Origin of the sequence: Streptomyces sp. NPDC096132, assembly GCF_044763345.1 — a bacterium.
Classification (GTDB): Bacteria; Actinomycetota; Actinomycetes; order Streptomycetales; family Streptomycetaceae; genus Streptomyces.
The window spans coordinates 24,098-47,219 of record NZ_JBIWGA010000042.1 but is presented as its reverse complement, the minus strand read 5'-3'; the positions used below and the strand labels follow the sequence as shown (position 1 = coordinate 47,219).

Here is a 23,122-nt window from a genome sequence, read left to right as displayed (position 1 = left end):
CTTCCTGCCTGGCCGCAGCGGGCGGTCGTCTTCGACAACTGCCTCTCGTCGGCGGCCTCGACGACCTCGTCGACAAGTTTGGTGGCCGGCACGGAGCGGACGCGGAAGCCGTGCATCGCGGCCCCGGTGGCCTGGGGTTGTCAGCAGGCGGGACTACCGGTGCCGGAACCGCCGGTCAGACAGAATGGCTCGCCCTTCCTGACCCGTCCGCAGGCGGCGAGAGTGCTGACGTAGCCGGGTCCATGTCGGGGTCGGCGTCGAAATCGAAAACCCGCAGACTTTCGTCGCCCGGGGACCCCGAGTCCAACGCGAACAACACCCCCTGCAGTCCGCCGGGCCGCCCCACGTGCCGAGCGCAACGCCGGACCGGACTTCACCGGACGGCCTGCCGCTCGAGCGGGTCGGGCGCCGCCGCGCCCGCCCTGTGCAGCGCGATCGCCGGTGGTCGCCGGGCCGGGGGCGAGGTACCGCCCTGCCGTGTGGTGATCAGGGGGCGACGGCCCCCGCCACGTTCTCGGTCGAGTCCGCTGCCGAGCCGCCCGGCATACGTGTGCCAATGCGTAGTTCCCCCGAGGCGGCCGAGGGGGCCGTCTGGGAAACTCCCGGGTGAAACGGGCGATCGGCTATGACTCGCAGGACGGGCCCTGCGGCGCGCGCGGTGTTCACGGTTTGCCATGGCGGGGGATGCGGCGATGAGCGCGGAAGAGTGGATCACTCTGTCTCTCCTCCCGTCGGTCCTGTGGGTGGCGACTGGCCCCTTGGTCGTGGCCGCCCTGGGAGTGTGGTGTGCCCGCAGGACCGGCCGACGGCCGTTGATGCACTCAGTGCTGGTGCCGTTTGAGCCGGTGGCGGCCCTGGGCGTCGCCGCCGTCCTGTCACGGGAGACCGGGGAGGGCAGTCTCCTCGGGTACCTATACGTCTTCGTCATGGGCCTCACCCTGCTGCCCTGGCTGCTCGGCTACGGCATCACGCGGGTGACGCGCGCCGTGCGCACGCCTCAAGCGCGCCACGTGATTCGCCTCGTCAGGGTGACAGCCGGGCTGATGACCAGGGATCGGGGGTGCCAGTCATGACTGTGCAGCCGAGTCCGCAGCCTGCCGCCCCAGCGCCCGGCGGGAGGTGGTCGCACCTGGCGACCGGGGCGGAGCTGGCCTTCATGGCGCAGCTCGTCGTCGCGGGAGCGGTCTTCCTCGCCACCGCCGGCATGCGCGACGACCATGGCATCGGCTTCGCCGGTGGCGCCCTCACCTGGACCCCCCGGGTGCTCCTCCTCATAGTCCTTGCCGGATACCTGCACTGGCTGCTGTTCACCCTGCCCGCCATGGCACTGGCCCGGCTTCTGGCAGCCCCTCCATGGGCGGCGCTGCGGGCGGCACTCGGGGCCACTGCTGTCACCGCGGCCCACCTGGCGTGGGCCGCCTCCGCGTGGGACGTCCCGGTCCGGTGGACGGTGGCCTGGATCACGGGCACCGGGCTGCTCCCGGTGACGGCGGCCTGGTACGCGCACCACCGGTCGCTGGGGTGGGGCGCGATGGCGGCCCGGATCGGCGCTGTCACCGGAGCGGCCCTGCTCCTCGCCGTGGTCGGCGGGTTCCTCCAGGAGTGGACCCACTGGCACGCGTACGAGCCGCCCCGGCTCGACCGGAGCCAGTACGTCGGGGACTGGATCGGCGGCGGCGCGTACCGGCTGCGGCTGAGCGAGAACGGCGAGGCCGAGGGCGACAACCTGCCGCTGGTCGACGAGAACGCCGGGCCGTGGGACACATGCTCGGGCACCGGGACGTGGACCTTCGTGCCGCAGCCCGAGGCCGGCCGCCCGGCCCACGGCGGACCGCGGGACAGCATCACGCTCACGATCCCGGGCTGCGGCGCCCTCCGTGACTGGCAGGCGGCCGGCACGGTCGACCGGCCGCAACTGTTCGTCGTCAAGGGAGACCCGGGCACGCCCTCGGTCATCCCCCTGCATCGCCCCTGAAGTGCTTGTTTTCGAACCGTCGCTGGGCTCCGCACAACGTGGCCGATGGCAAGGCGGCCATGTACAGAAGTGAAATGACGCGAGTCGGTGGACGCGGCTCCTGCAGGCTGAGCGGCCTTGAGCCCATGCAAGGATCGGACCATGGACGACATACGTTTCTGGGCCCTCATCGCATCGTTCGACTGGGAACGGGCCGGTGATGACGAGGCGGTTCTCGCTCCTGCCTCGCAGGTGCTTCAGGGGCTGCCACCGCGGGAGATCGTAGCGTTCGAGGACCTGCTTGCCGCCAAGCTCTTCGCCCTGGATACCCGAGAGCACGCTCGTTGGTGCTATCAGGGAGAGGCGGATCCGGACGATGGAGACGATTACATCTCCGCTGACGACTTCCTGTACGCGCGTTGTGTCGTGGTGGCGAACGGACGGGAGTTCTACGAGGGCGTACTCGCGGATCCCTCGCGTTTCCCGGCCGGGCTGGAATTCGAGTCTCTCCTGTACCTCGCCAGCAATGCGTACGAGGCCCAGACCGGAGCGCCTCACGACCAGCTCACGAGCGTCTCCTGGGAGAGCTTCAGCAATACCGACGGCTGGCAGCCCACCCAGTGCAAGCCCTCGCCCTTGTGACCCGGTGCAGTGGGTGGACCCGGCTCGGTAGTCCAGCGCACGGGTCGGTGTTCTGGGGGTTGGATGTAGGTGGAATTACCTGTTCTTGTGACGGGATGCTGCTTGGGAAGCGATGGGGGCCGGGGATGTCAGTGGCGGTGGTTATGGTGCGCGTTGCGAGAGGATGCCGTCATGGAATGGAAGGCTTGAACCCATGGATCCCCTCAACGTCGAGCACGAGTGCGTGATCGACGTCATGTTCACCGGGCCACAGCGGCCCAGCTTCGGTGATGTCTTCCTTCTCTGTGGTGACGACAACCCGAACTTCCCGCCCACGGACCCCCGTTGGGGATCGCTGGACCACTTGCAATTCGAACAGGTCGACGACTACTTCGCGATCCTCGACGACGGCACGGACGAGCCCGTCATCTGGCTGTATCCCCTGGCCCGGGGATCCGTCGTGCACCACCATCCGGGACCGTTCGAAGGCCTGCGACTGCACTACGACCCTGAACTGGACAGCTCGGGCCTGGTCGCCCACTTCGTCAACGTCATCGAATGCCTTGCAAACCTTTTGCCCGCACGAGCTCTGTGGGGACAGCAACGTGAACCCATCGGGCCGCCCATCGACACCGACGCCCTTATGGCTCGCGTCCAGCGGTTCGTCGACAGCGGCGCATGGCGGCATCAGGTGTAGGCGGCGGCAGTGGCGCCATTGCCCGCCGGCCTGACCATCGACGGCACCGAGATCCGGGTGCCCGACCGGCACCCGGACGCAAGGACCGGGCACGTTCACCTCCGGCAAGAGCAAGCAGAACGCCATCAGAACCATGGCCGTCACGGACTGCGACGGCCGGGTGCGCAGTCCGACCAGGCCCGGCGGCTGGCGGGGCATCAGGCTTCTGGCCGGTGGTCCCGACCCGCCACCTCGGCCGCCGGATGGGTCAGCGGGTGATGAACGGCTCGGTCAGGTGTGGGGTCGCGAGGTAGAGCGTGTCGGCGGCCCGGCTCTGGAGCACTTGTTCCCTTGAGGCCCTTGCCTGCCCAGGGTCCATTTCGTGAGCGTAGGCGAGTTTGGGGTGAAGCACCTGGATCGCGTGCACGAGCAGATCACCGGTGACGGCGACCAGTTCGCGCCCGGACGCGACGAGCACGCTCTGGTGTCCAGGTGTGTGACCGGGCGTGGCGAACACGCGCTCGCCGCTGCGCAGCGGGGTGTCGCCGTCGAGCAGCCGTAGCTGACCGGCCTTTTGGAGCGGGTCGATCACGGTGGACCGCAGCTGCGGGTTGATCTCCTCGAGCGCGTTGAGTTCGGCTTGCTGCAACAGGTATGCGGCGTTCGGGAAGAACGGTCGCCTCTGCTCGCCGCCGACGACGGCCCAGCCCACGTGGTCGGTGTGGAGGTGCGTGAGCACCACGGTGTCCACTTCGGACGGTTCGATACCCGCGGCGGCCAACGAGGCCGGGAGCGCACCGGGCACGGGCGCCCACGAGGCCGCCGGGCTGTCGGCCGGGCCGATCCCCGCGTCGACCAGCGTCACGCCCTGGTCGCTGCGGATCGCGAACGCGCGGAACTGGAGCCGCCAGCGCCCATTGGCGTCGAGCGCGCCGGGATCGAGGCGGTCGGCCGCCGCCCACTGCTCGGTGGTGGCGTCGGGGAACGCCTCCGACCTAGGGGAGAAGAAGGGGCCCACGCCGTCGGCGAGCGCGATGACGGTGTACGGACCGACCTGAAGGGAAGGGGGCATCCCACAGATGGTGCCACCGGAGGGCGGCCCACGACCACGTGAGTCGCCCCAGAGTCCGCTCCCGGTCGTGGGCGCCTCGTGGAACCGGCAGACCTCGACCCTGTGCACGGCCCGGGCATCAGCCGCCTCCGTCTCAGGAGGGCCGCACGGGGAAGGCCCCCTTTCACCTCGCCTGGGCTCGCCGTCGGCACGTGGTGGGTGTCGGCGAACGCCGCCTGCCGGGTGCTGTTCCAGGACGTGCGGCGGGGCAGGCTGCCGTGTCCCAGGTGCTCCAGCAGTGCCACGGCTCGCCCGGCAACGTCCGGACTGTTGTCGTGGACGTAGGCGCTCGACGACCAGATCGAGCGGGGCGCCGGCCCGGAGATCATCAGCGGGCGCGGCTTCGGGGCGGTCAGTTGCACTCGATCGGTCTCTGGCGGGACCGGCCGGCCGAGAAACGCGGCAAGGCGATCAATGGCCGGAGCGGTCTCCTCGACGGGGCGCGGCTCGGCGAATCGTCCCGTTCGGGACTGGGGGGGAGAGTCGGGCCTGAGCGGACGCCAGAGCCTGCTCGGCAAGGTCTTCGGGCAGCCGGGCCGGGATTCCGGTGGCCTGGGCGAGGTCTCATCCGTGAGCGAGCAGATCGTACAGGCGGATCTGTAAGCGCTCGGCGCCCGTGGCGCTCCCCAAGGGTCCACGATGACTCCGCTCGAGCGCCCCAGGGGCGGAGAAAGCTGCCAGCAGCGAAGCACTGGGCGAGCAGGGCGCCGACAGAGGCGCATGCACGTGCGAGATCGTCGACTGTCGCAGCTACCTGCCCACTCACTGAACCTCGGGCTTTCACGAGCGGTGCCGTCTGCACTTCTCAGGTGAAGACCGCATGTCCGCGTCCAGCACCACGAGTGGGGTCGGGCGGGTGGGGTGCTGCTGGTCGAGAAAGTCCGCAGTACGGGGCCCACATCAGGCGATAATGATCGCTAGCTGCCTGTGGGTGTTACTTGGGGGTTCTTGTGAGTCTGAGTCCGCGCGAGGTGTTTCTCCGGCTTGTTCATGGGGTCGCCGACGGGAACTCAAGCGAGTTGCCTGACCTGTATGGCGAGGTCACCGATGTCCGGCATCCGATGGCGACGCCGGAGTCCGAGCCGTTGACGAGTCGGCGTGCGCTCCGGGAACACTTCACGGTGCCGCCCGAAGTTCGGGAGTCCTTGCCGAAGAGGAGTGTCGTCGATGTCATCGTCCACGAGACCGCCGATCCGGAAGTGATCGTCGCCGAGTTCGCCTACGAGTTCACGTTGCCGGACGACTCCAGGGCCAAGGTGCCCTGCGTCTTCGTCATGCGTGTGCGGGACGGTCAGATCATCGAGTCACGCGACTACATCGACCCGATCCGTACGTACACGGCACGCGGGGACCTTGACCGCCTCATCGCGTCGTTACGGACGGATGTTTCCTGAACTCAGTGCCGACGAACCCACCGCACTTTCGAGCACGCCTGCAATGACGGGAACCTGAAGCAAGTCCACTGAGGACTCAAGGAGAACCGATTGCGGCGCCGCCGGCATTGGCATCCGGGGCGCGATCGGGTACTCATGACGAAGGGCAGGTCCCGTTCATGCATGATGACGACATGGACCATAGCGACCAGCGCTTCCACGTCATCGTGCTGTCGAACTTCGCGAAGGGCTTCGACAAGTACGCGTTCGCTTACGGCAAGGCGGGGATTCCGGAGAGTACCTATCCCGACCGGTTCCACCTGCTGACCCGGGCGGAGTTGGGAATCGGCATCGGCAAGGCGCGGCGCTTGCTGGACCGTCTGGCCATTCCGGGCGACCGGCTGCTGGTGCTGGAAACCATGGTGGACGCCAACAAGCTGGTGCCCAACGTGTCGACCGGCCTCGGCATGGAACTGCACGAGGCTCGCATCCGGTTGTCAGCAGTCCACGAGCTCGACCAAGCGGGCGACGAGTTCACTCTGCGCCCGACAACCGTCGAGGACGCGATGGCGGCCTCCCTGCGCCTGCACGGATCGGCACAGCGTCGCTACGCCGAGACGCGACCGCGCTCGGTATCGCTTCTGCCGGTCGCCTCCGCCTGCCAAGCCCGGTGTTCGTTCTGCTTCTCCTCGGCTTCGATCTCCAGCGACCAAGCGCCGGCACGGGTCCCGTGGGACGCGGTCGCCCACTGGCTGGAGCGCTCCCGTGCGGCGGGCGCCGAGCGTGCAGTGATCACCGGTGGCGGGGAGCCTACGCTCATACCCTTCGAACAGCAGCTGCGACTGGTGTCCGCCTGCTCGGCGGCCTTCCCGAAGGTGGTCCTGATCACCAACGCGCACACCCTGGCGAAAGGCCGGCATGCTGACCGGGCCGGCCGCCTCGCAGCCCTGAGCGCCGCAGGCCTGAGCGTGCTGGCGGTCTCCCGGCACCATCAGGACGACGCCGTCAGCGAGCGGCTGATGATGCTGCGCACGCCGGTGAGCTCTGTGATCGACACCTGGCGCGTGGAACGTGACCGCTGGCCCAGGCTGCGGATGAGGCTGATCTGCGTGCTCCAGCATGGTGGTGTCGCCGACGCGGCCGAGGTCGCCGACTACCTTTCGTGGGCCGCGGCTCTCGGTGTCGAGGAAGTCTGCTTCAAAGAGCTCTACGTATCCACCAGCACCGAGTCGCTCTACTTCGACCGCGCCGCCAACGTCTGGAGCCGAGAGCACCAGGTGTCGCTGTCCGTCGTCACCCGGTTCGCGGAGCAGCACGGCTTCGAACTGGCGAGCCGCCTGCCCTGGGGCGCGCCGGTCTACCACGGCAGCTGGGACGGACGGCCGATGCGGATCGCCGCTTACACCGAGCCCAGCCTGCTCTGGGAACGCACCAGCGGGATCGCACGCAGCTGGAACGTCATGGCCGACGGACGCTGCTACGCCTCCCTGGAAGACCGGGCCAGCGAGATCCTGCCGGAAGACGCAGCGGCATGAGGTTCGACGAGTTCCAGGAACTTCGGCAGCGGCAACTCAAGACTTCCTCGTCGCTTCTGGACGCCGCCGAGACCAACGTGTACCGGGCGCTCGCTCCGCTGCGACCGGAACCGCCGACCGACATGAGTACGGTGCACCGGTGCGATCTCGCCCGTGCCTGGCTGCGGCGCTTCGAGCTGCCGGAAGAGTGGTCCGGCGACGCCATGGTCTGTCGAGGGGTCCGGCACGGGCTCGGTGTGGTGTTCCACCGGCTGCGCGCCGTGCAAGCGCGGTTGTGGCTGCCCAGCGACGTGTACCCCGTCTACTTCGAGCTGGCCCGCGCTGCCGGCCTGGCACCCGCGTCCTACCCGACGCTACCGGCGCCGGCCCTGCCGAGGTCGCCGACGGACCACCGGCCCGAATACCTGCTGCTCGCCAACCCCAGCAAGCCGCTCGGCCGGTACCTGTCCGATGCCGAGTGCGCCGCGGTGATTTCGTGGCTGCGGGAATCACCACGCCGCCGCCTGCTGATCGACAGCGTCTACGACCTCGGCGCCCCGTTCGCTGCCGGCACACGGCGATTGCTGGACACCGGTTGTGCGGTCCTGCTGCATTCGGTCACCAAGGGATGGCTGTGGCCACGCACGTTCGGCGTGGTCCTGCTGGGTCCGGCGCAAGCCGAATGGGCCGAAGCGTTCCGGGCGGATCCGCCGACGCCGGCACAGCTCAGGCTCGCCGACCGTCTGCTGACCGAGCACAGCGACGTACCCGGGCAGGTCGCCGACCACCTGGCCGCACGGGCTGAACGGCTGTTCGAACGGTTGCCGGACGAAGTGCTCAAGGCGATTCCCACGGCGAGCCGGACTTGTCCCGGCAACTACTTCTTCCCGGTCGAAATCCCAGCGGAGACGCTCCAGCGCGAGTGCGGCGTGCTCGCTATCCCAGTCGGCGTGTTCGGGGAGAGCAGCTGGCCCGGCTCCATCCTGACCAGCCTTGCCGACGCTTTCGGCCCGACGCCGACGGCGGCACGATGAAACCACTGAAGGCGCACCCCGGTGGACGCAGCATCAGGTTCTGGAGTTCGGTCATCGCGGCTTGGAAGTCGGCTCGGTCGCGCCCGAACCTGTCCGGCCCGGCCTCCTACACAGCCACCGCCCCCGTCCGCAGATCCTCTGTGCCGACGGCAGGTCGCCTGCGACCCTCCGGAGCTCGTCACATCTGAGCTCATTCTCCACTCTTCGTATCGCGGATAACAAGATTCTCCAAAGGGCTTGTTGATCGATTCCCAGCGCGGCACACTGCTGCCACTTGACTACGCGAGGCCGCTGAACCCGGTAATCCCGTTTCGTCGATGCTCACGCCGGAATCATGCCTCTCGTTTGCTGCTGATGAGCATTTCTCCGCGATGCTTATCATCGCCGGTATTCCAGGGGGCGGGATGCCTGAAATCATCCGCTGGTCATTTTCGGTGAGTGTTGCGCAAGGGCCGTCGGTGTCCGCATCGGACTCCGTCTGCGTGAACGCGTACGACAGATTGAGCATCCCCGTCCCTGCGGGGGCCAAGGACGTCCCTGTCGAACTGCAGCCGGCGAAGACCGCGAAGCAGGTAAGCCTGCTTGTGGTGCGGGCGAGCAGCCCCGCCGCGGACGTCACGCTGAGCGCCGACGGAGGCACGCCCTATCCCCTCGACGGGCCCTTCGTGCTGATCGGATCGGGGGCCGTCCAGTTGCTCGCCGACGCCCCGGGAACACTGCGCCTCAGCAACGGCACCGCGGCGGACGTCACGGTCGACATCCTCGTCGGGCGCGATCCCACTCCCGCTCCCACTCCCTGACGGCTCCGTCCGGACTCCCCGGTCCCTCACGAAAGGGTCCCCGCACCATGGTGACTACGTCCTACCCCGGTGTGTACATCCAGGAGCTGGACTCGGGGGTGCGGGTCATCACCGGCGTGTCGACGTCCATCACGGCCTTCGTCGGCCGGGCCCGGCGCGGTCCGGTCGACTCCCCCACCACCGTCAACACCTTCGGTGAGTACGTCCGCCGGTTCGGCGACCTGTGGGACGAGAGCCCCATGGGCCACGCCGTCGCGCAGTTCTTCGCCAACGGCGGCTCGGAGGCGCTGATCGTCCGGGTGCACCGTCCGAGCGCCGAGAACGCGAACGACCTCGCCGCGGTCGACGTACCCGCCGACGGCGGAATGCCGCTGCGGCTCGTCGCCGCCGCGCCCGGCACCTGGGGGCGGCAGGTGCGCGCCGTCGTCCCTCCGCACCCCGCGGGCGCCAATTCCTTCCACCTGACCTTGCAGGAGGTCTCGGTCGCCAACCCGCGCCAGGTCGTGAACGAGGAACGCTTCCTCAACCTGAGCACGGCCCAGGGCGATCCACGGTACGTGGGCGACATCCTGGCCGCGCAGTCCCGGCTGGCCGCCGTCGACGCAACCGCACCGCCTCCGGCCGGCCGACCCCAGGTCGCCCAGGAGCCGATCGCCTTCACCGGCGGCGACGACGGCCGGCGCATCACCGCCGCCCAGGTGTCGGACGGCGGACTTGAGGACGAGAGGAAGGGCATCTACGCCCTGGACGGCGCGGACCTGTTCAACCTGCTGTGCATCCCGCCGTTCGCGCCGGACGTGGACCCCGACCAGGCCACCTGGGACAGCGCGGCAAAGTACTGCGCGGACCATCGGGCGATGCTGATCGTGGACCCGCCGGAAGGATGGACCGACCCCGGCGGTGTGCCCGCCGCCGTACCCTCGCTCATGACGCGTTCCGCCAACGCCGCCGTCTACTTCCCGCGGATCCGGGCCGCCGACCCGCTGCGTGAGAACCGGCTGGGGACGTTCGTCCCCTGCGGCGCCGTCGCCGGTGTCATCGCCCGTACCGACGCCACCCGTGGTGTGTGGAAGGCACCCGCGGGCCAGGAGGCGACGCTGAACGGCGTCGCCGGGCTCACCGTGCGGCTCACCGACCAGCAGCAGGGCAAGCTCAACCCCGAAGGGGTCAACTGCCTGCGCACCTTGCCCGCCGCGGGCCGCGTGGTGTGGGGCGCCCGTACCGGCGTCGGCGCCGACCAACTGGCCGACCAGTGGGCGTATCTGCCGGTGCGGCGGCTCGCCCTGTACATCGAGGAGAGCCTCTACCGCGGCACGCAGTGGGTGGTCTTCGAGCCGAACGACGAGCCCTTGTGGGCCCAGATACGGCTCAACGTGGGCGCGTTCATGAAGGGGCTGTTCCGCCGCGGCGCCTTCCAGGGCACCACACCGGCACAGGCCTACTTCGTGCGGTGCGACCGGACGGTCAACCCGCAGGAGGACATCGACCGCGGCATCGTCAACGTCGTCGTCGGCTTCGCCCCGGTCAAGCCGGCGGAGTTCGTCGTCATCAGCATCCAGCAGATCCGGCCGGGGGCGTGACCATGGCGCAGTTCACCGTCAACACCCAGCGTTTCGACCCCTACAAGAACTTCAAGTTCCGCGTGATGTGGGACGGCCGCTACGTCGCCGGCATCAGCAAGGTGAGCCCCCTCAAGCGCACCACGGAGGTGGTGTCCCACCGGGCGGGCGGGGACCCCAGCAACGGACGTCCGCAGCCGGGGCGTTCGACCTACGAGGCGATCACGCTGGAGCAAGGGGTCACGCACGACACCGAGTTCGAGCGCTGGGCGAACAAGGTGTGGAACCTCGGCTCCGGACTGGGTGCCGAGGTGTCGCTCGCAGATTTCCGCAAGGACCTCACCCTGGAGATCTACAACGAGGCCGGCCAACTCGCGCTCTCCTACCGGATCTTCGGCTGCTGGGTCTCGGAGTACCAGGCGACCGCGGAGCTCGACGCCAACGCCAACGCCGTGCTGATAGCCAGCCTGAAGCTGGAGAACGAGGGCTGGGAACGCGACTACGACGTCACCGAGCCCACCGAGCCCTCCTTCAGCGAACCGGGGGTCTGATGAACAGCCGCCCGACGGACGAGCGGGCCCTGCTCGGCCTGCTCGACGAGGGCGAGACACGGTCGCCCCACGAGAGGGCCGTTCTCCTCGCGGGGGCGGCGGGTCCGGCGAGCGACGTCGCGATCGCCGACCTGCCGCTCGGGCTGCGGGACCGGCGCGTCCTGCGTCTGCACGGCCTCCTCTTCGGCACGTCGGTGCACGTCCAGGACACCTGCCCGCACTGCGCCGAGGTGATGACCTGCGTGCTGACGGTCGATCAGTTCGAAGAAGTCCCGCCGACCTTGGCCACTCCCGCGCGGGTGGAACTCGACGGCTGGACGGTCACCTGTCGTGCGCTGACGAGCACGGATGTCGCCCATGCGCTGCGCGCGCCCGACCGGGCCGGGGCGAGACTGCGACTGCTGGCCGCGTGCGTCGTCGACGCGGAGCGGGACGGACTGCCGGTTCCCGCCGAAGTACTCCCGCCCCCGGTAGCTGCGTCGGTGGTCCGGGCCGTCGCCGAGGCCGACCCGTTCGCGGAGCTCCGGCTGTGCCTGGTCTGCGCGCAGTGCGGTGGCTCGTGGGAGGCCGTCCTCGACCCGGCGCACTACGTATGGCGCGAACTGGCCTACTGGGGCCGCCGCTTGATGGGCGACGTGCACGTCCTCGCCCGCGCCTACGGGTGGCGTGAGCACGATGTTCTCGCCGTGCCCGCCTCACGCCGGGCGGTCTATCTGGGGCTGGTGCGCGATGGCTGACTACTTCGACCGGCTGCTGGACAGGGCCGAGGGGACGGCGTTCGTGCTGACGCCGCCACGTGCGGGGCCTTATGAACCGGCCGAGCAGGTCGGCGTGTTGTCCGGTAACGCGGTGGCGGGTCCGGAAGTTCCTGAGGTGCCTGAGGTGCCTGAGGTGCGTGCGGTGCGTGCGGTGCGCGACGTGGCCGACATGCCGGAGGCGTCTCAGGTTGGGGAGGAGGTTCTCGAACGCGCCGAGGCTCCATCGGCACCGGTCGACCCGCTACCCGCGGCCGCTCCGGTCACCTCACAGCCACGGCCGACGCATCGCCCACCGGATGTCCAGCCCATTCCCTCCGTACGGGAGGCGCGGCAACCCCGCCCCACCGCACGCCCCCTGCCGGACACACCACCGGTGACCCGCGCCGCCCCTGTCGGCCCGGACCACCTGAGCGGACCGCCTCCCACCGCCGTACGAACGGCACAGCCCTCCGCCGTTCGACCCCGCACCCCCGAGCCCGCTCCCCCTGCCGTCTCCCCGGCGGCCGAAGGTGCCGCACCCCGAGAGGTACGCCCCGTCGACCCCCCGTTGGCGACCGGCCCGCCACCACAGGCCCCGCCCGTACCCGCCACTCCCCGGCACGTCTCCGACCGGCCGGTCGTCGTCCGCGTGCGCATCGAGCGCGTGGACGTGCGGGCGCATCCCGCGCCCCCGCCGACCACCACTCACCGTTCCGCACCGGCGGCACGGGCCGCCGCCGCGGACAGCTCACCGCTGACCCTCGACGCCTACCTCGAACGAGCCCGGCGGCGGTCATGAGCAACCACCTCGCGCTGGCCGGAGTGACCGCCACCGTCGTCCAGTTGCTGGACGAGGTGGTGGCCCGGGATCTGCCCGGCGCCACCGCCTCGGCGGGACGGCCGGACAAGAGTCTGTCGGACGCGCACCCTCAAGTGGTGGTGTTCCTGTACCGGGTCGAGCCCAACGCGGCCTGGCGGAACGAGGACCTTCCGACCCGTGCGGCCGACGGAGGTCTCCGTGTGCGGCCCCAGGCCGCTCTCACCCTGCACTATCTGCTGACCTTCGCCGGCAACGAGACCGAGTACGAGCCGCAGCGGATGCTCGGCAGCGTCGCCGGGGCGCTGCACTTCCGTCCGGTGCTGTCACGCGCGGACATCGCGCGGATGGCCACGTCCCGCAGTGCGGGCCACCCGCTCGCCGGGGTCGACGTGGCCACCCAGCCCGATCTGATCAGGCTCGCGCCGGTGCCCCTCAGCACGGGCGACCTGGCCGGTCTGTGGTCGTCGTTCTTCCAGGTGGACTACCGGTTGTCGGTGGCCTATCAGGCCGAGACCGTGCTGCTGACGCCGTCATCGGCGCCCGCGTCCCCGCTTCCGGTCCGTGAGCGGCGCCTGGTCGTGTCGACCTCACGCGGGTTGGCGCTGCACCGGGTGGTCGGGGCCCCGGACGCCGAGGCGCCCCTCTTCGCCGGTAGCGCCGTGGCGCTGACCGGAGCCGATCTGGCCGGTGACGAGGTGACCGTCGTCCGGTTCGGCGACTCCGAGGCGGTGCCGTCGTCGACGAGCCGGGCGCGCCTGCTGGCCACCGTCCCGGACACGGTCACGGCGGGGACGGTTCCCGTGGTCGTGGAGCATCGGCGGCGCCTGGGCACTCCGCCGCGCCTGCGCCTGTCCGGCCGTTCGAATGTCTGCCCCGTCGTCGTGCACCCCCGGATCCGTCGCGCTCCTAGTGGCCATCAGGTCTCGGTCACCGGCCTGACGCAGGACCCGGCGGGGCTGCACAGCGGAACGCTCCAGGTGACGGTCGATCCGGCCGTACGGGCCGCACAGGATGTGTCGGTGCTGCTCGACCCGGTCGGCGGCGGGGCCGGGTTCGCCTTCTTCGACGACCGCCGCGACGGCCCCGGCAGCCCTGCCGAGGCCCATGAACTCGCCATCCCGTTCACCCGCCTGCCCGGCGGCGACTACCTGGTCCGCCTTGTCGTCTCGGGCGCCCACAGTCCGCTCGGCACGGCCGACGCCGGGACCCCTGTGGAACCGCGGGTGAGTGTGCCGTGACGGCGTCCTGGGCCACGCAGAACCAGCGCTGCACCACGCTGCTGGTACGGCGTTCCGCGGCGCTGCTCGCGAAGGGACCGGACGCGGACGTCACCGCGACCGAGGCCGAACTCGCCAGGATCCGGGCCGAGATGACCCAGCCGCCGGTCATCACCGCGCTGCGCGAGGCCTTCGGCCTGAGCGGGTTCGAATGCGACGTGATCATGTTGTGCACGGCCACGGAGCTCGACTCCGGCGTACGGCAGGAGCTGGCGCGGTCGGCGGACGGCCCCGGCCCTGGTGCGGTGACGTTCGGGGTGGCGCTGGCCGTGCTGCCCGAGCCGCACTGGAGCGCGCTGGCCCCGCAGGCGCCGCTGCGCCGCTGGGGGCTCGTCGAACTCGGCCTCGCGGCCGGGCGGATCCTGACGGCACGTGAACTGGCCGTCGCCGAGCGCGTGCTGCACGCCCTGGTCGGAGTCCGGTATCTCGACGGGACGACCGGGTTGCGGACGCCGGGCGAGACGCCCGCTCTCACGTCGGGACAGTTCCGGGTGGCTGAGCAGGCGGCCTCGGCCCTGGCGGCGGGGGCCGCTCCCGTGCTCCAGCTCGTGGGCCGGTCGGCGGACACGGCGACCGCCGTCGCCTGCGCCGCCGCGCGTGATCTGGGGCTCGCCGTGGCCGTCCTGGACGCGGCCGACGTGCCCACCGACGGTGCCGGGCGCGCGGCTCTCGCGCGCGGGCTGGAACGGGAGGCCGTGCTCGCCGGTGTGCTGGTCGCCGTGGACGCCGTGAACGGCTCGGGCGAGGCGGCGGCCCGGCTGGCCGACGAGATGTCCGGGCCGGTGGTTCTGCTGGCACGGCACGCATGGCCGACCCGCCGCGCCGACGTGCGGCTCGTAGTCCCCGGCGCGACGGCGCAGGAGCGGCTGCAGTCGTGGTCGAGCGCGCTCGGTCCGGCCGCGGCGGCGCTCGACGGCCAGGTCGCGCGGGCGGCCGAGTGGTTCGACCTCGACCCGGCCGCCATCCGCGCGACCGCCGCCGAGTTCGCCGTACAGGACAAGCAGGACGCCACCCGCTTCTGGCACCTCGTGCGCGAGCGGGCACGGCCCCGCCTCGACCATCTCACCGAGCAGGTGACGCCCCACGTCGCCTGGGACCTGCTGGTGCTGCCCCCGGACCAGTTGTCCGTCGTACGCGACCTGGCGGCGCAGGTACGGGCCAGGGCCAAGGTGTACGGCGAGTGGGGCTTCGCCGCGCACGGCGGCCGGGGCACCGGGATCTCCGCGCTGTTCAGCGGCCCTAGCGGGACGGGCAAGACCATGACGGCCGAGGTGGTCGCCACCGAACTCGGCCTGGATCTGCACCGTATCGACCTCAGCCGGGTCGTCAGCAAATACATCGGTGAGACCGAGAAGAACCTCGCCGACGTCTTCGACCGGGCCGAGGGCGCGGGCGTCATCCTCCTGTTCGACGAGGCCGACGCCCTCTTCGGGCGGCGCGGCGAGGTACGCGACAGCCACGACCGTTACGCCAACCTGGAGGTCGGCTATCTGCTCCAGCGCATGGAGACGTACAACGGCCTGGCCGTTCTCACCACGAACCTGCGCGAGGCCCTGGACCCGGCCTTCCTGCGCCGTCTGCGTTTCGTGGTGTCCTTCCCCTTCCCCGACGAGGCCGCCCGAGTCCGGATCTGGCGCCGGGCGTTCCCGAGCCAAGTCCCCACGGAGGGACTGGACTTCGAGCGGCTCGGTCAGCTCAACGTGGCCGGCGGCAGCATTCGTACCATGGCCCTGAACGCCGCCTTCCACGCCGCCGCCGAGGAGGCGCCCGTGCGGATGGTCCACGTCCTGCGTGCCGCCCGCGCCGAGTTCGCGAAACTCGATCGCCCGTTGCCGGAAGCGCAGGTGCGCGGATGGACATGACGTTCCCCTCCGCGGTCGAGCTGACGATCAGCCGGCTGACCGTCGAAGGTGTCGGCCACCGCACTGAGCATGCTCTGCGGGCGGGCGTCGAACGGCACTTCGCGCTGCTTGTCGCGAAGCGGGGGGTGCCGGTCGGATGGCTGTCCGCACCGGACGACCGCTCTTGCGTGACGCTCGACCTCGGGTGGGACGGACGCGGCGGTGACGAGGGCCTGACGCGGGCCCTGGCCGCCGGCCTCTACGACGCGGTCTTCGGTGCGGCGGGAGGTGCGGGATGAGGGCCACCGCCGAGCGACGCCGTGACAGCGTTGCACGACCCACAGCCCATGTGCGGACCGTTCCGCGCACGCTGCCCGCTCCCGCGTCCGAGCGCGTGCCTCTGCCCCACCAGTCCCGGCTGGAGGAGCGCTTCGGGCGACCGCTGGACTCGATTCCCGTCTACAGCGGGCCGCAGGTGGCCTCGGCTCTCGACGCGTACGACGCCCTCGCGGCGGTCCAGGGCGGGCGCGTCTTCCTGGCCGACCGTGCACCCGAACTCCGCGTGGTGGCCCATGAGGTGGTGCACGCCCTGCAGCGTGCGGTGCCCGGTGGCGGCCCTTCCGTGGTCGTGGCGCCGGGTGCGTCGGCTGAGCGGGAGGCCGTACGCGTCGCCGACTCGGTGGCCTTCGCCTTCGGCGCGGCACAGACGGCGGTCCCGGTCGAGGCGGCGCTGCCGTGGCAGGCGGTGGCGCTGCTGCGGAGGTCGCCGTCGGTCGGCGGGGTGGCGGAGGGCGCAGCGCCGCCGGTACCGGTCGAGGCCGTACGAGCGTCCGAGCCGGAGCAGTCGCAGCCGGCCCCCGCCCCGCTCCCGGCACCCGCCCCACTCCCGGCACCCGCCCTACTCCCTGCGCCCGCCCTACTCCCTGCGCCCGCTGAACTTCCGGCCCCTGCCGAGCTGCCTGAGGCCTCTACGGCTACAGCGCTCGGCGAAGTGCCGACGCCGAGGGCGGAGAAGCCCGCCGTGCCCGAGCCCACCTCACTCGCCCCGCCCACTTCACCCACCCAGTGGCTACGGGCCTTCGCCGCCGCGTCTCCGACCGCCAAGGCCCAGCAGGCCTCCGCGCTGGGGACCGCCGTCGCGCGTCTGGCCGACGAGGAGGCACGCTCGCTGCCGGCCGGCGTCCCCGAGCTGCGCGCCCGGCTGGACGGGGCGGCGGTGCCACCCGGGCCTACGGTGGTCACGGCGCCGTCGCCCCGCACGATCGACGTGTCCGGACTTTCCGTCTCCCCGGCTCCGCAGCCGCAGATCCAGGCACCGCCACCGCCGGCCGCCTACCGGCCCCCGCCGGACATGTCCCTCCCCCTCAACGGGCTCACCGCCGCCGCGCCCGAGGTGCCGGCCGACCGGATCGACGCGTCGCTGAGTGCCGTACCGGTTCAAGACCCCGCTCCACAGCGTTCGTTGGGGCCGGTGCCCGAGATCGCCCTCACCGGGGAGCACGGTGCGGCGCGCCTGGCGGCGGCGCGGACGGCCGCGTGGGACGAGGCGGGCGCCGCCGGTGCCGAGGCGGCCCGTGCCGTGCTGGAGGGTCCGGGCCCCGAGCGGGTCCAGCCGCGGGGCGTCGACGAGCGGTTCGGGGTCGGCGAGTTGGTGGTGCAACCCGTGGTGGTGCCAGTGGCCGAACCTGCGCCGGAAGGCCTGAGGGACGGCCCGCAGGCGTATCTGGCTCTGGGGCTGCCCGCCGAGGTGCAGGCGTCGTTCGACCAACGGCAACACGCGGCGATGCAGGGGGCGGCCGCCGGTGTCACGGTCCAGGTGGAGGCGGCGACGGCCGCCCGTGAGGAGGCCCGGCGGACGGCCGTGTCCGAGGCGGAGAACGCCACCGCCAACCTGAACGAGTCGGCGCAGCAGCGACAGACCGACGCGGTGGCCGAGGCCCGTCACGACATCCGGTCGGCCCGGCAGGAGACGCTGGAGGCACAGGCGCGCGAGGTCGACCGGGTCGCGGCCGACGCCGAGACTCGGCGACAGGCCGACGAGGAGCGCATGCGGACGCGGGTCGCCGACGACCAGCAGAAGATCCACGCCGAGTACGCGGGCGCGCAGACGCAGATCGACGCGCACGTGGCCGACGGTGAGCGGAAGGCCGCGGACGAGAAGGCCCGGGCCGAGCGGGCTGCCGAGGAGGAAAGCTGGTGGGACCGCGCCGTCGGCTGGGTCCGGGCCGCCTTGCAGGCGCTGGTGCGCGCGATCGGTGTGATCTTCGACGCCGTGCGGGCGGCGGTCAACGCGGTCCTCGATGCCGTGAAGGCCACCGTACTGGCCCTCATCGACGGGGTGGCGGCCTTTCTCCGGGAGGCGATCACCGTCTTCGCGGGGCTGCTCAAGGCCGCCGTCGAAGGGCTGCTCGGGCAGATCTTCCCCGAGTTGGCGAGGGCGTTGACGCGGCTCATCGACCGGGCGGCGGCGCGTGCGACGCGTGCGGTCGACGATGTCGCGAACGGCCTCAAGGCCGGCGTGAACGCCCTGGCGGAGAAGCTGCGCACGGCTCTCATGGCGGCGATCGACGCCTTCCGGAGTGCGGTCACCGAGGCGATCACGATCATCGGCGCCGTCGTGACCGGCGACTGGGGGATGCTGGCGCGGAAGGTCCTCGAAGCGGTGCTGGCGCTGGTCGGGGTGGAGCCGAGTGCGTTCTACGCGTTCGTCGGGCGGGCCCGGGAGACCTGGCAGATCATCGTGTCCTCGCCCGGGGCCTTCCTCGGGCATGTCGTCGACGCGGTGTCCGGTGGCGTACGGGGCTTCGGCCGGAACCTGGGCACGCACCTGGTGGCCGGGGTCACGGGGTGGCTGACCGGCGCGCTCGGCGGTGCCGGGATCGTGGTGCCGCGGACGTTCGACGTCATGGGCGTGCTGGACCTCGCGCGGCAGATCCTGGGGCTGACCTGGGACCGGCTGCGGGTGAAGGCCGCCCGGCTGATCGGCGAGAAGAACGTCGAACGCCTCACAGTGGTCTACGAGTTCATCAGCACGCTGATCACTCAGGGGTGGTCCGCGCTCTGGGCCAGGATCATGGACTCGGTCGCGACAGTGCGGGACACCGTCTTCGGCGCCATCCGGAACTTCCTCGTCGAGCGGGTCGTGATGGCGGCGATCACCAAACTGGCCTCGCTGTTCTCACCGGTCGGCGCGCTGGTCCAGCTCGTGCTCTCGCTCTGGAACCTCTACACGTTCCTGCGGGACAAGTTGCGCAGTCTGGGAGAGCTGGTCGCGACAGTGGTGAACGCGATCGGCGACATCGCACGCGGCGTGATCGGCAAGGCCTCCACCGCCGTGGAGGGCGTCCTGGCCCGGCTCCTCCCCCTCGCGATCGACTTCCTGGCCCGGCTGCTCGGGCTCGGGGGTGTCGACGACAAGGTCCGCGAGATCGTGGAGCGGATTCGCGGCGTGGTCGACCGGGGCATCGACACGCTGCTCCGGCGCGCCGCCGCGGGGTTCGGCTCACGCAAGGGGGGTGCCGCCGCGGCGGGCAAGAGCCCGACCGTGAAGCAGGACGCCCTCAAGGCGGCGTCCCGCCGTCTCGGCACGGGGCGTCTGACCCGGGTGAGGCAGATACCGGAGATCATCTCGTCCGTGTTCGGCCAGTTCCGGCCTCGCGGCCTGACGTCGCTGCGCTTCCAGGTCACCGACGACGCGACCCTGAACGGCCGGCTCGTCGCCACGGCGAGCGCGCCGGACGAGGTGCGGCTGAGGTGGGCCGAGATGTTCAGGGAAGGCAGTCCGCTCCAAGGGTTCGAGAAGAGCGGCTGGAACACATACGCGGCCTTGTCGCTGAACGGCAGCCTCCACAAGGAGAAGCACAGCAACAGCCAGGCCGGCCACGCCGAGGCGGCGCTGGTCAGCGCCTATTGGGACGAGGTGATCACCAATGTGTCCGGAAAGATCAAGGCTGGAGCGCTGGAGCAGACGGTGGGGATCGCGGTCAACCGCGGTCCGTGCCAGCTCTGTTCAGAGCTTCTCGTTGACAAGCTGACGGCCGCCCGCGAGGCCCATCCAGAACTGACGAAACACGCGAAGTTCACCCTCGCGCCCACCAGCTCCTACCACGGCAAGGGTGTGATCCCCGCAGAGATCGCCGCGAACGAGGCTGCGGCGCTGAAGATCGTAAAGATACTCCGCGGCGCGTCGTACGACCTCATCAAGGACAAGCTCGGCCAGACCAAGAAGCGGATCGCTCTGAAGACCACGCGTAACTACCTCATCCGGCTCGCCGTCGCCGGATGGGAACTCAGGCAGCTTCTGGCGAAGCCGGAGGGCGAAATGACCCGCCAGGAAAGGGATTTCACCGCACTGCTGAACGAGGCCAAGCAGGAAGCGAAGAGGCGGATCGACGCAGGCGCGAAATGAACAGGAGCAGCAAGATGACGTCAAGCCCGATATCTCCACCCCTCTTCAAAGGCGCCCTCGTGACCACCGACCCCCTGCGCCCCGCCACCGGCGTCATCGTCTTCCAGTACAACCCGGAAACCCTCACCCGCACCCTCACCGCCCGCACCGCCGGTGACCAGAGCGGCTCCGGTCCGGCGCGGTTCGCCGGGATCGCGGAGCAGGCGTTGAAGTTGGCGGTCGAGCTGGACGCCACCGATCAGTTGGAGCGGGGCGACCCGCTGGCGAGGGCCGTCGGCATCGCGCCCGCGCTGGCCCGGCTCGAACTGCTGGTGCAGCCCGCCGCGGCGACCGTCATCGCCAACGAGGCCATGCTGCGCGCCGGAGTCGTCGAGATCCTCCCCGCGGAGGCGCCGCTGACCGTCCTCGTCTGGGGCGCCCAGCGCGTCCTCCCGGTCCGGGTCACGGAGTTCTCCGTCACCGAGGATGCCTTCGACACCGCCCTCAACCCCGTCCGCGCCAAGGTCGATCTGGGCCTGAAGGTCGTCAGCCACCCGGACGTGCCGTTGCTGAGCGAGGCCGGCGCGCTGTCGATGGCGGCGCACGTGGGACGCGAAGTGCTCGCCGGACTGGGAGGGTGACCATGACGTACGAGCCCAGCAGCCGCTACCTCGGGGTGGAGACGGCCCACCTCCGGATTCCGGACGCCGACGGCACCTCACGGACGATCGCGTACACCCGGCGTCGCGTGATCCCCTCGTACGAGGACCAGCCGGTCCTCGCCGAGCACCAGGTTACGGAGGGGGAGCGTCTCGATGTGCTGACGGCCCGTCATGCCGGGGATCCCACGCTGTTCTGGATGATCTGCGACGCGAACTCCGTCCTCGATCCCGCCGAACTCGAAGCGGTGGGACGGGTCGTGCGCATCGCGATGGCGAGGCGGTGAACCGCGTGCCCGATCTCGGGACCCGGCTGCTGCTGTGGCTGGGGGCGAGCGTTCCGCGCCCCGCGCCGCCGTCCGTGCTGCGCGCCCTCACCTCGGCCGAGGTGACCGCCGACCGCGAGAAGGGGGACGGTTTCCAGCTGGCCTTCTCCCTGGTCAAGGACCGCACGCTCGACTTCCCGCTGCTGCGCGAGCCGCTGTTCGCGCCCGGCACCAGGGTCGTCATCGGCGTGCTCACCGGCATCGTCCCGCACGTCCTGATGGACGGGACCCTCACGCACCAGCAGGTCAGCGGGGACACGCTCACCCTCACCGGGCAGGACGTCGTCGGCGGGGTGATGAGCCTGGAGGAGAAGGACGACACGTACCGGAACCAGTCGGACGCGGCGATCGCCACGCGGGTCATCGCGCGTTACGCGAGTTTCGGCCTGGTCCCCGACGTCACCCCCACCACCCATGTGCCGCCGCCCACGCAGCCCATCCCCCAGCAGCACGAGACGGACCGCCTCTTCCTCGAACGCATCGCCCGGCGCAACGGGTTCGTCTTCTACGTCGAGCCACTGACCCTCGGCGTCAGCACCGCCCACTGGGGGCCCGAGAACCGCCTCGGACTGCCCCAGGCCGCCCTGAGCAAGGACATGGGCTCGATGTCGAACGTCAAGTCCCTCTCGTTCTCCTTCGACGCCCTCGAACCCGTGGCACCCCAGGGCGTCTTCACGGATCCCTTCTTCAAGCTGAGCCTCTCGATCCCGGCCCTGCCCTCCCTGCGGATCCCGCCCCTCGCCGCCTCGCCCGCCCCGACCCTGCGGTCCACGAAGCTGCGGACCACCCCCGGCATGGACGCGGCCACGGCGGCGACCGAACTGCTCGCCACGGCCACAGCGGCCCCGAACGCCGTGTCGGGCGAGGGCGAACTCGACACCGCCGCCTACGGACATGTGCTGCGCCCGCGCAGGCCGGTGGGCGTACGCGGCTGCGGTCTGTCCCTGGACGGCCTGTACCTGGTCGACTCCGTCACCCACAAGCTCGCACGCGGTGAGTACACCCAGCGCTTCCGGATCAGCCGCGAAGGGCTGGGCACGACGACCCCGGGAGTTCCGGTATGAGCCATGAGGCCAAGTTCTTCGGGAAGTACCGGGGGGTCGTCGTCGACAACGACGACCCGGAGCGGATGGGGCGGATCAACGCCCGGATGCCCGCCTTCGGCGACTGCGAGACCGGCTGGGCCTTGCCGTGCATGCCGTTCGCCGGTTCCGGGACGGGCTTCTTCGCGCTGCCCGCGAAGGGGGCGTGGGTGTGGATCGAGTACGAGCAGGGCGACCGGGACCGGCCGATCTGGACGGGGTCGTGGTGGGGGTCGGCGGCCGAGATGCCGAGCGCGGCCGTCACCCCGCCCCAGGCGGGCAAGGCCCTCCTGCGCACGGCCGACGGCGCGAGCCTCCTCCTCGACGACACCCCGGGCGGCGGCATCACCCTCCAGACCGCGAGCGGACAGACGATCGCCCTGACGGCGAGTGGCATCGAGATCGACGCCGGCCAGGGCGAGATTCGCCTCAAAGGGGCGCGTATCTCGCTCAACGACGGTGCCCTGGAGGTGACTTGAGTGCCCGGCCCGCTCCTGGACGTCTCGGCGACGGTGTCCTGCGCACACGGCGGCAGCGCCGCGTCCACGATGCCGAGCCCGCGTGTCCGGGCCGGCGGCAACCCGGTCACGGTCATGAGCACCCCGCACACCGTGACCGGCTGCCCGTTCAACGCCGGTGGTTCCCCGATGCCCTGTGTCCTCGCCCAGTGGACGTCGGCCGCGACCCGGGTGACCTCGCTCGGCTCTCCGGTGCTGCTTCAGGACAGCCGGGCGGTGTGCGCCCCGAATGGCACCTCCGTGACGGTGAGCGGCGGCCAGACCAAGGTGAAGGGCGTGTGA

At 70.8% G+C, this 23,122-nt stretch carries 22 protein-coding genes; 21 read left to right on the top strand and 1 reads right to left on the bottom strand.

The annotated features are described in order from the left end of the window. The first annotated feature begins 830 nt into the window (after nt 1-830). The 4 genes from ACIRF9_RS48240 (at nt 831) to ACIRF9_RS48225 (ending at nt 3,272) form a co-directional block, all read left to right on the top strand. Nucleotides 831-1,073, top strand: a complete 243-nt coding sequence (locus ACIRF9_RS48240; RefSeq protein WP_403836526.1) for a hypothetical protein — start codon at nt 831-833, stop codon at nt 1,071-1,073. Next, on the top strand, nt 1,070-1,975 hold the full coding sequence (locus ACIRF9_RS48235; RefSeq protein WP_403836524.1) for a hypothetical protein: 906 nt from the start codon (nt 1,070-1,072) through the stop codon (nt 1,973-1,975). The genes ACIRF9_RS48240 and ACIRF9_RS48235 overlap by 4 nt, the downstream gene beginning before the upstream one ends. A 141-nt stretch (nt 1,976-2,116) precedes the next feature. After that, a complete protein-coding gene (locus ACIRF9_RS48230; RefSeq protein ID WP_403836522.1) occupies nt 2,117-2,596 on the top strand; it encodes a DUF4240 domain-containing protein in 480 nt (159 codons plus the stop codon). Between the two features lie 193 nt (nt 2,597-2,789). After that, nucleotides 2,790-3,272 (top strand): hypothetical protein, encoded by a 483-nt coding sequence (locus ACIRF9_RS48225; protein WP_403836520.1) that lies wholly within the window; start codon nt 2,790-2,792, stop codon nt 3,270-3,272. A gap of 247 nt (nt 3,273-3,519) precedes the next feature. Here ACIRF9_RS48225 and ACIRF9_RS48220 read toward each other — a convergent pair whose 3' ends face one another. Then, nucleotides 3,520-4,323, bottom strand: coding sequence for an MBL fold metallo-hydrolase (locus ACIRF9_RS48220; protein ID WP_403836518.1), 804 nt, complete (start codon nt 4,321-4,323; stop codon nt 3,520-3,522). Between the two features lie 989 nt (nt 4,324-5,312). Here ACIRF9_RS48220 and ACIRF9_RS48215 point away from each other — a divergent pair. The 17 genes from ACIRF9_RS48215 to ACIRF9_RS48135 all read left to right on the top strand — a co-directional run bounded on the left by ACIRF9_RS48215 (nt 5,313) and on the right by ACIRF9_RS48135 (nt 23,122). Beyond that, nucleotides 5,313-5,756: a nuclear transport factor 2 family protein gene (locus tag ACIRF9_RS48215; protein WP_403836544.1), complete on the top strand. Its 444-nt coding sequence runs from the start codon at nt 5,313-5,315 to the stop codon at nt 5,754-5,756. A gap of 158 nt (nt 5,757-5,914) precedes the next feature. Beyond that, nucleotides 5,915-7,270 (top strand): radical SAM protein, encoded by a 1,356-nt coding sequence (locus ACIRF9_RS48210; protein ID WP_403836516.1) that lies wholly within the window; start codon nt 5,915-5,917, stop codon nt 7,268-7,270. After that, nucleotides 7,267-8,283 carry an aminotransferase class I/II-fold pyridoxal phosphate-dependent enzyme gene (locus tag ACIRF9_RS48205; protein WP_403836514.1) on the top strand — a complete coding sequence of 339 codons (1,017 nt, stop codon included), beginning with the start codon at nt 7,267-7,269 and terminating at the stop codon, nt 8,281-8,283. The genes ACIRF9_RS48210 and ACIRF9_RS48205 overlap by 4 nt, the downstream gene beginning before the upstream one ends. A 317-nt stretch (nt 8,284-8,600) precedes the next feature. Next, a complete protein-coding gene (locus tag ACIRF9_RS48200) occupies nt 8,601-9,083 on the top strand; it encodes a hypothetical protein (RefSeq protein ID WP_403836512.1) in 483 nt (160 codons plus the stop codon). 47 nt (nt 9,084-9,130) lie between these two features. Further along, nucleotides 9,131-10,663 (top strand): phage tail sheath family protein, encoded by a 1,533-nt coding sequence (locus ACIRF9_RS48195; RefSeq protein WP_403836510.1) that lies wholly within the window; start codon nt 9,131-9,133, stop codon nt 10,661-10,663. Between the two features lie 2 nt (nt 10,664-10,665). After that, nucleotides 10,666-11,193, top strand: a complete 528-nt coding sequence (locus tag ACIRF9_RS48190; RefSeq protein WP_403836508.1) for a phage tail protein — start codon at nt 10,666-10,668, stop codon at nt 11,191-11,193. Beyond that, a complete protein-coding gene (locus tag ACIRF9_RS48185) occupies nt 11,193-11,930 on the top strand; it encodes a hypothetical protein (protein WP_403836506.1) in 738 nt (245 codons plus the stop codon). The genes ACIRF9_RS48190 and ACIRF9_RS48185 overlap by 1 nt, the downstream gene beginning before the upstream one ends. Nucleotides 11,931-12,324: 394 nt before the next feature. Continuing rightward, nucleotides 12,325-12,729: a hypothetical protein gene (locus ACIRF9_RS48180; protein WP_403836504.1), complete on the top strand. Its 405-nt coding sequence runs from the start codon at nt 12,325-12,327 to the stop codon at nt 12,727-12,729. Further along, nucleotides 12,726-13,988, top strand: a complete 1,263-nt coding sequence (locus ACIRF9_RS48175; protein WP_403836502.1) for a DUF4255 domain-containing protein — start codon at nt 12,726-12,728, stop codon at nt 13,986-13,988. Before ACIRF9_RS48180 ends, ACIRF9_RS48175 begins: the two co-directional genes overlap by 4 nt. Further along, a complete protein-coding gene (locus ACIRF9_RS48170) occupies nt 13,985-15,889 on the top strand; it encodes an ATP-binding protein (protein WP_403836500.1) in 1,905 nt (634 codons plus the stop codon). Before ACIRF9_RS48175 ends, ACIRF9_RS48170 begins: the two co-directional genes overlap by 4 nt. After that, a complete protein-coding gene (locus ACIRF9_RS48165; RefSeq protein ID WP_403836498.1) occupies nt 15,886-16,167 on the top strand; it encodes a hypothetical protein in 282 nt (93 codons plus the stop codon). The genes ACIRF9_RS48170 and ACIRF9_RS48165 overlap by 4 nt, the downstream gene beginning before the upstream one ends. A 95-nt stretch (nt 16,168-16,262) precedes the next feature. Continuing rightward, nucleotides 16,263-20,276: a DUF4157 domain-containing protein gene (locus ACIRF9_RS48160; RefSeq protein WP_403836496.1), complete on the top strand. Its 4,014-nt coding sequence runs from the start codon at nt 16,263-16,265 to the stop codon at nt 20,274-20,276. Between the two features lie 59 nt (nt 20,277-20,335). Beyond that, nucleotides 20,336-20,896, top strand: coding sequence for a hypothetical protein (locus tag ACIRF9_RS48155; protein ID WP_403836494.1), 561 nt, complete (start codon nt 20,336-20,338; stop codon nt 20,894-20,896). A 2-nt stretch (nt 20,897-20,898) separates the two neighbouring features. After that, on the top strand, nt 20,899-21,201 hold the full coding sequence (locus ACIRF9_RS48150; RefSeq protein WP_403836492.1) for a hypothetical protein: 303 nt from the start codon (nt 20,899-20,901) through the stop codon (nt 21,199-21,201). A gap of 5 nt (nt 21,202-21,206) precedes the next feature. Further along, on the top strand, nt 21,207-22,304 hold the full coding sequence (locus tag ACIRF9_RS48145; RefSeq protein WP_403836490.1) for a hypothetical protein: 1,098 nt from the start codon (nt 21,207-21,209) through the stop codon (nt 22,302-22,304). Next, the gene (locus ACIRF9_RS48140) at nt 22,301-22,801 is read left to right on the top strand and encodes a phage baseplate assembly protein V (RefSeq protein ID WP_403836488.1); all 501 of its coding nucleotides are present in this window, start codon (nt 22,301-22,303) and stop codon (nt 22,799-22,801) included. Before ACIRF9_RS48145 ends, ACIRF9_RS48140 begins: the two co-directional genes overlap by 4 nt. Next, entirely contained in the window at nt 22,802-23,122 is a 321-nt protein-coding gene (locus ACIRF9_RS48135) for a hypothetical protein (RefSeq protein ID WP_403836486.1), read from the top strand. It begins immediately after the preceding gene.

Coding starts and splice junctions, on each gene's coding strand:
- ACIRF9_RS48235 (WP_403836524.1), top strand. CDS start 1,070: ATGACTGTGCAGCCGAGTCCGCAGCCTGCCGCCCCAGCGCCCGGCGGG.
- ACIRF9_RS48230 (WP_403836522.1), top strand. CDS start 2,117: ATGGACGACATACGTTTCTGGGCCCTCATCGCATCGTTCGACTGGGAA.
- ACIRF9_RS48225 (WP_403836520.1), top strand. CDS start 2,790: ATGGATCCCCTCAACGTCGAGCACGAGTGCGTGATCGACGTCATGTTC.
- ACIRF9_RS48220 (WP_403836518.1), bottom strand. CDS start 4,323: ATGCCCCCTTCCCTTCAGGTCGGTCCGTACACCGTCATCGCGCTCGCC.
- ACIRF9_RS48210 (WP_403836516.1), top strand. CDS start 5,915: ATGCATGATGACGACATGGACCATAGCGACCAGCGCTTCCACGTCATC.
- ACIRF9_RS48205 (WP_403836514.1), top strand. CDS start 7,267: ATGAGGTTCGACGAGTTCCAGGAACTTCGGCAGCGGCAACTCAAGACT.
- ACIRF9_RS48200 (WP_403836512.1), top strand. CDS start 8,601: ATGCTCACGCCGGAATCATGCCTCTCGTTTGCTGCTGATGAGCATTTC.
- ACIRF9_RS48195 (WP_403836510.1), top strand. CDS start 9,131: ATGGTGACTACGTCCTACCCCGGTGTGTACATCCAGGAGCTGGACTCG.
- ACIRF9_RS48190 (WP_403836508.1), top strand. CDS start 10,666: ATGGCGCAGTTCACCGTCAACACCCAGCGTTTCGACCCCTACAAGAAC.
- ACIRF9_RS48185 (WP_403836506.1), top strand. CDS start 11,193: ATGAACAGCCGCCCGACGGACGAGCGGGCCCTGCTCGGCCTGCTCGAC.
- ACIRF9_RS48175 (WP_403836502.1), top strand. CDS start 12,726: ATGAGCAACCACCTCGCGCTGGCCGGAGTGACCGCCACCGTCGTCCAG.
- ACIRF9_RS48165 (WP_403836498.1), top strand. CDS start 15,886: ATGACGTTCCCCTCCGCGGTCGAGCTGACGATCAGCCGGCTGACCGTC.
- ACIRF9_RS48150 (WP_403836492.1), top strand. CDS start 20,899: ATGACGTACGAGCCCAGCAGCCGCTACCTCGGGGTGGAGACGGCCCAC.
- ACIRF9_RS48140 (WP_403836488.1), top strand. CDS start 22,301: ATGAGCCATGAGGCCAAGTTCTTCGGGAAGTACCGGGGGGTCGTCGTC.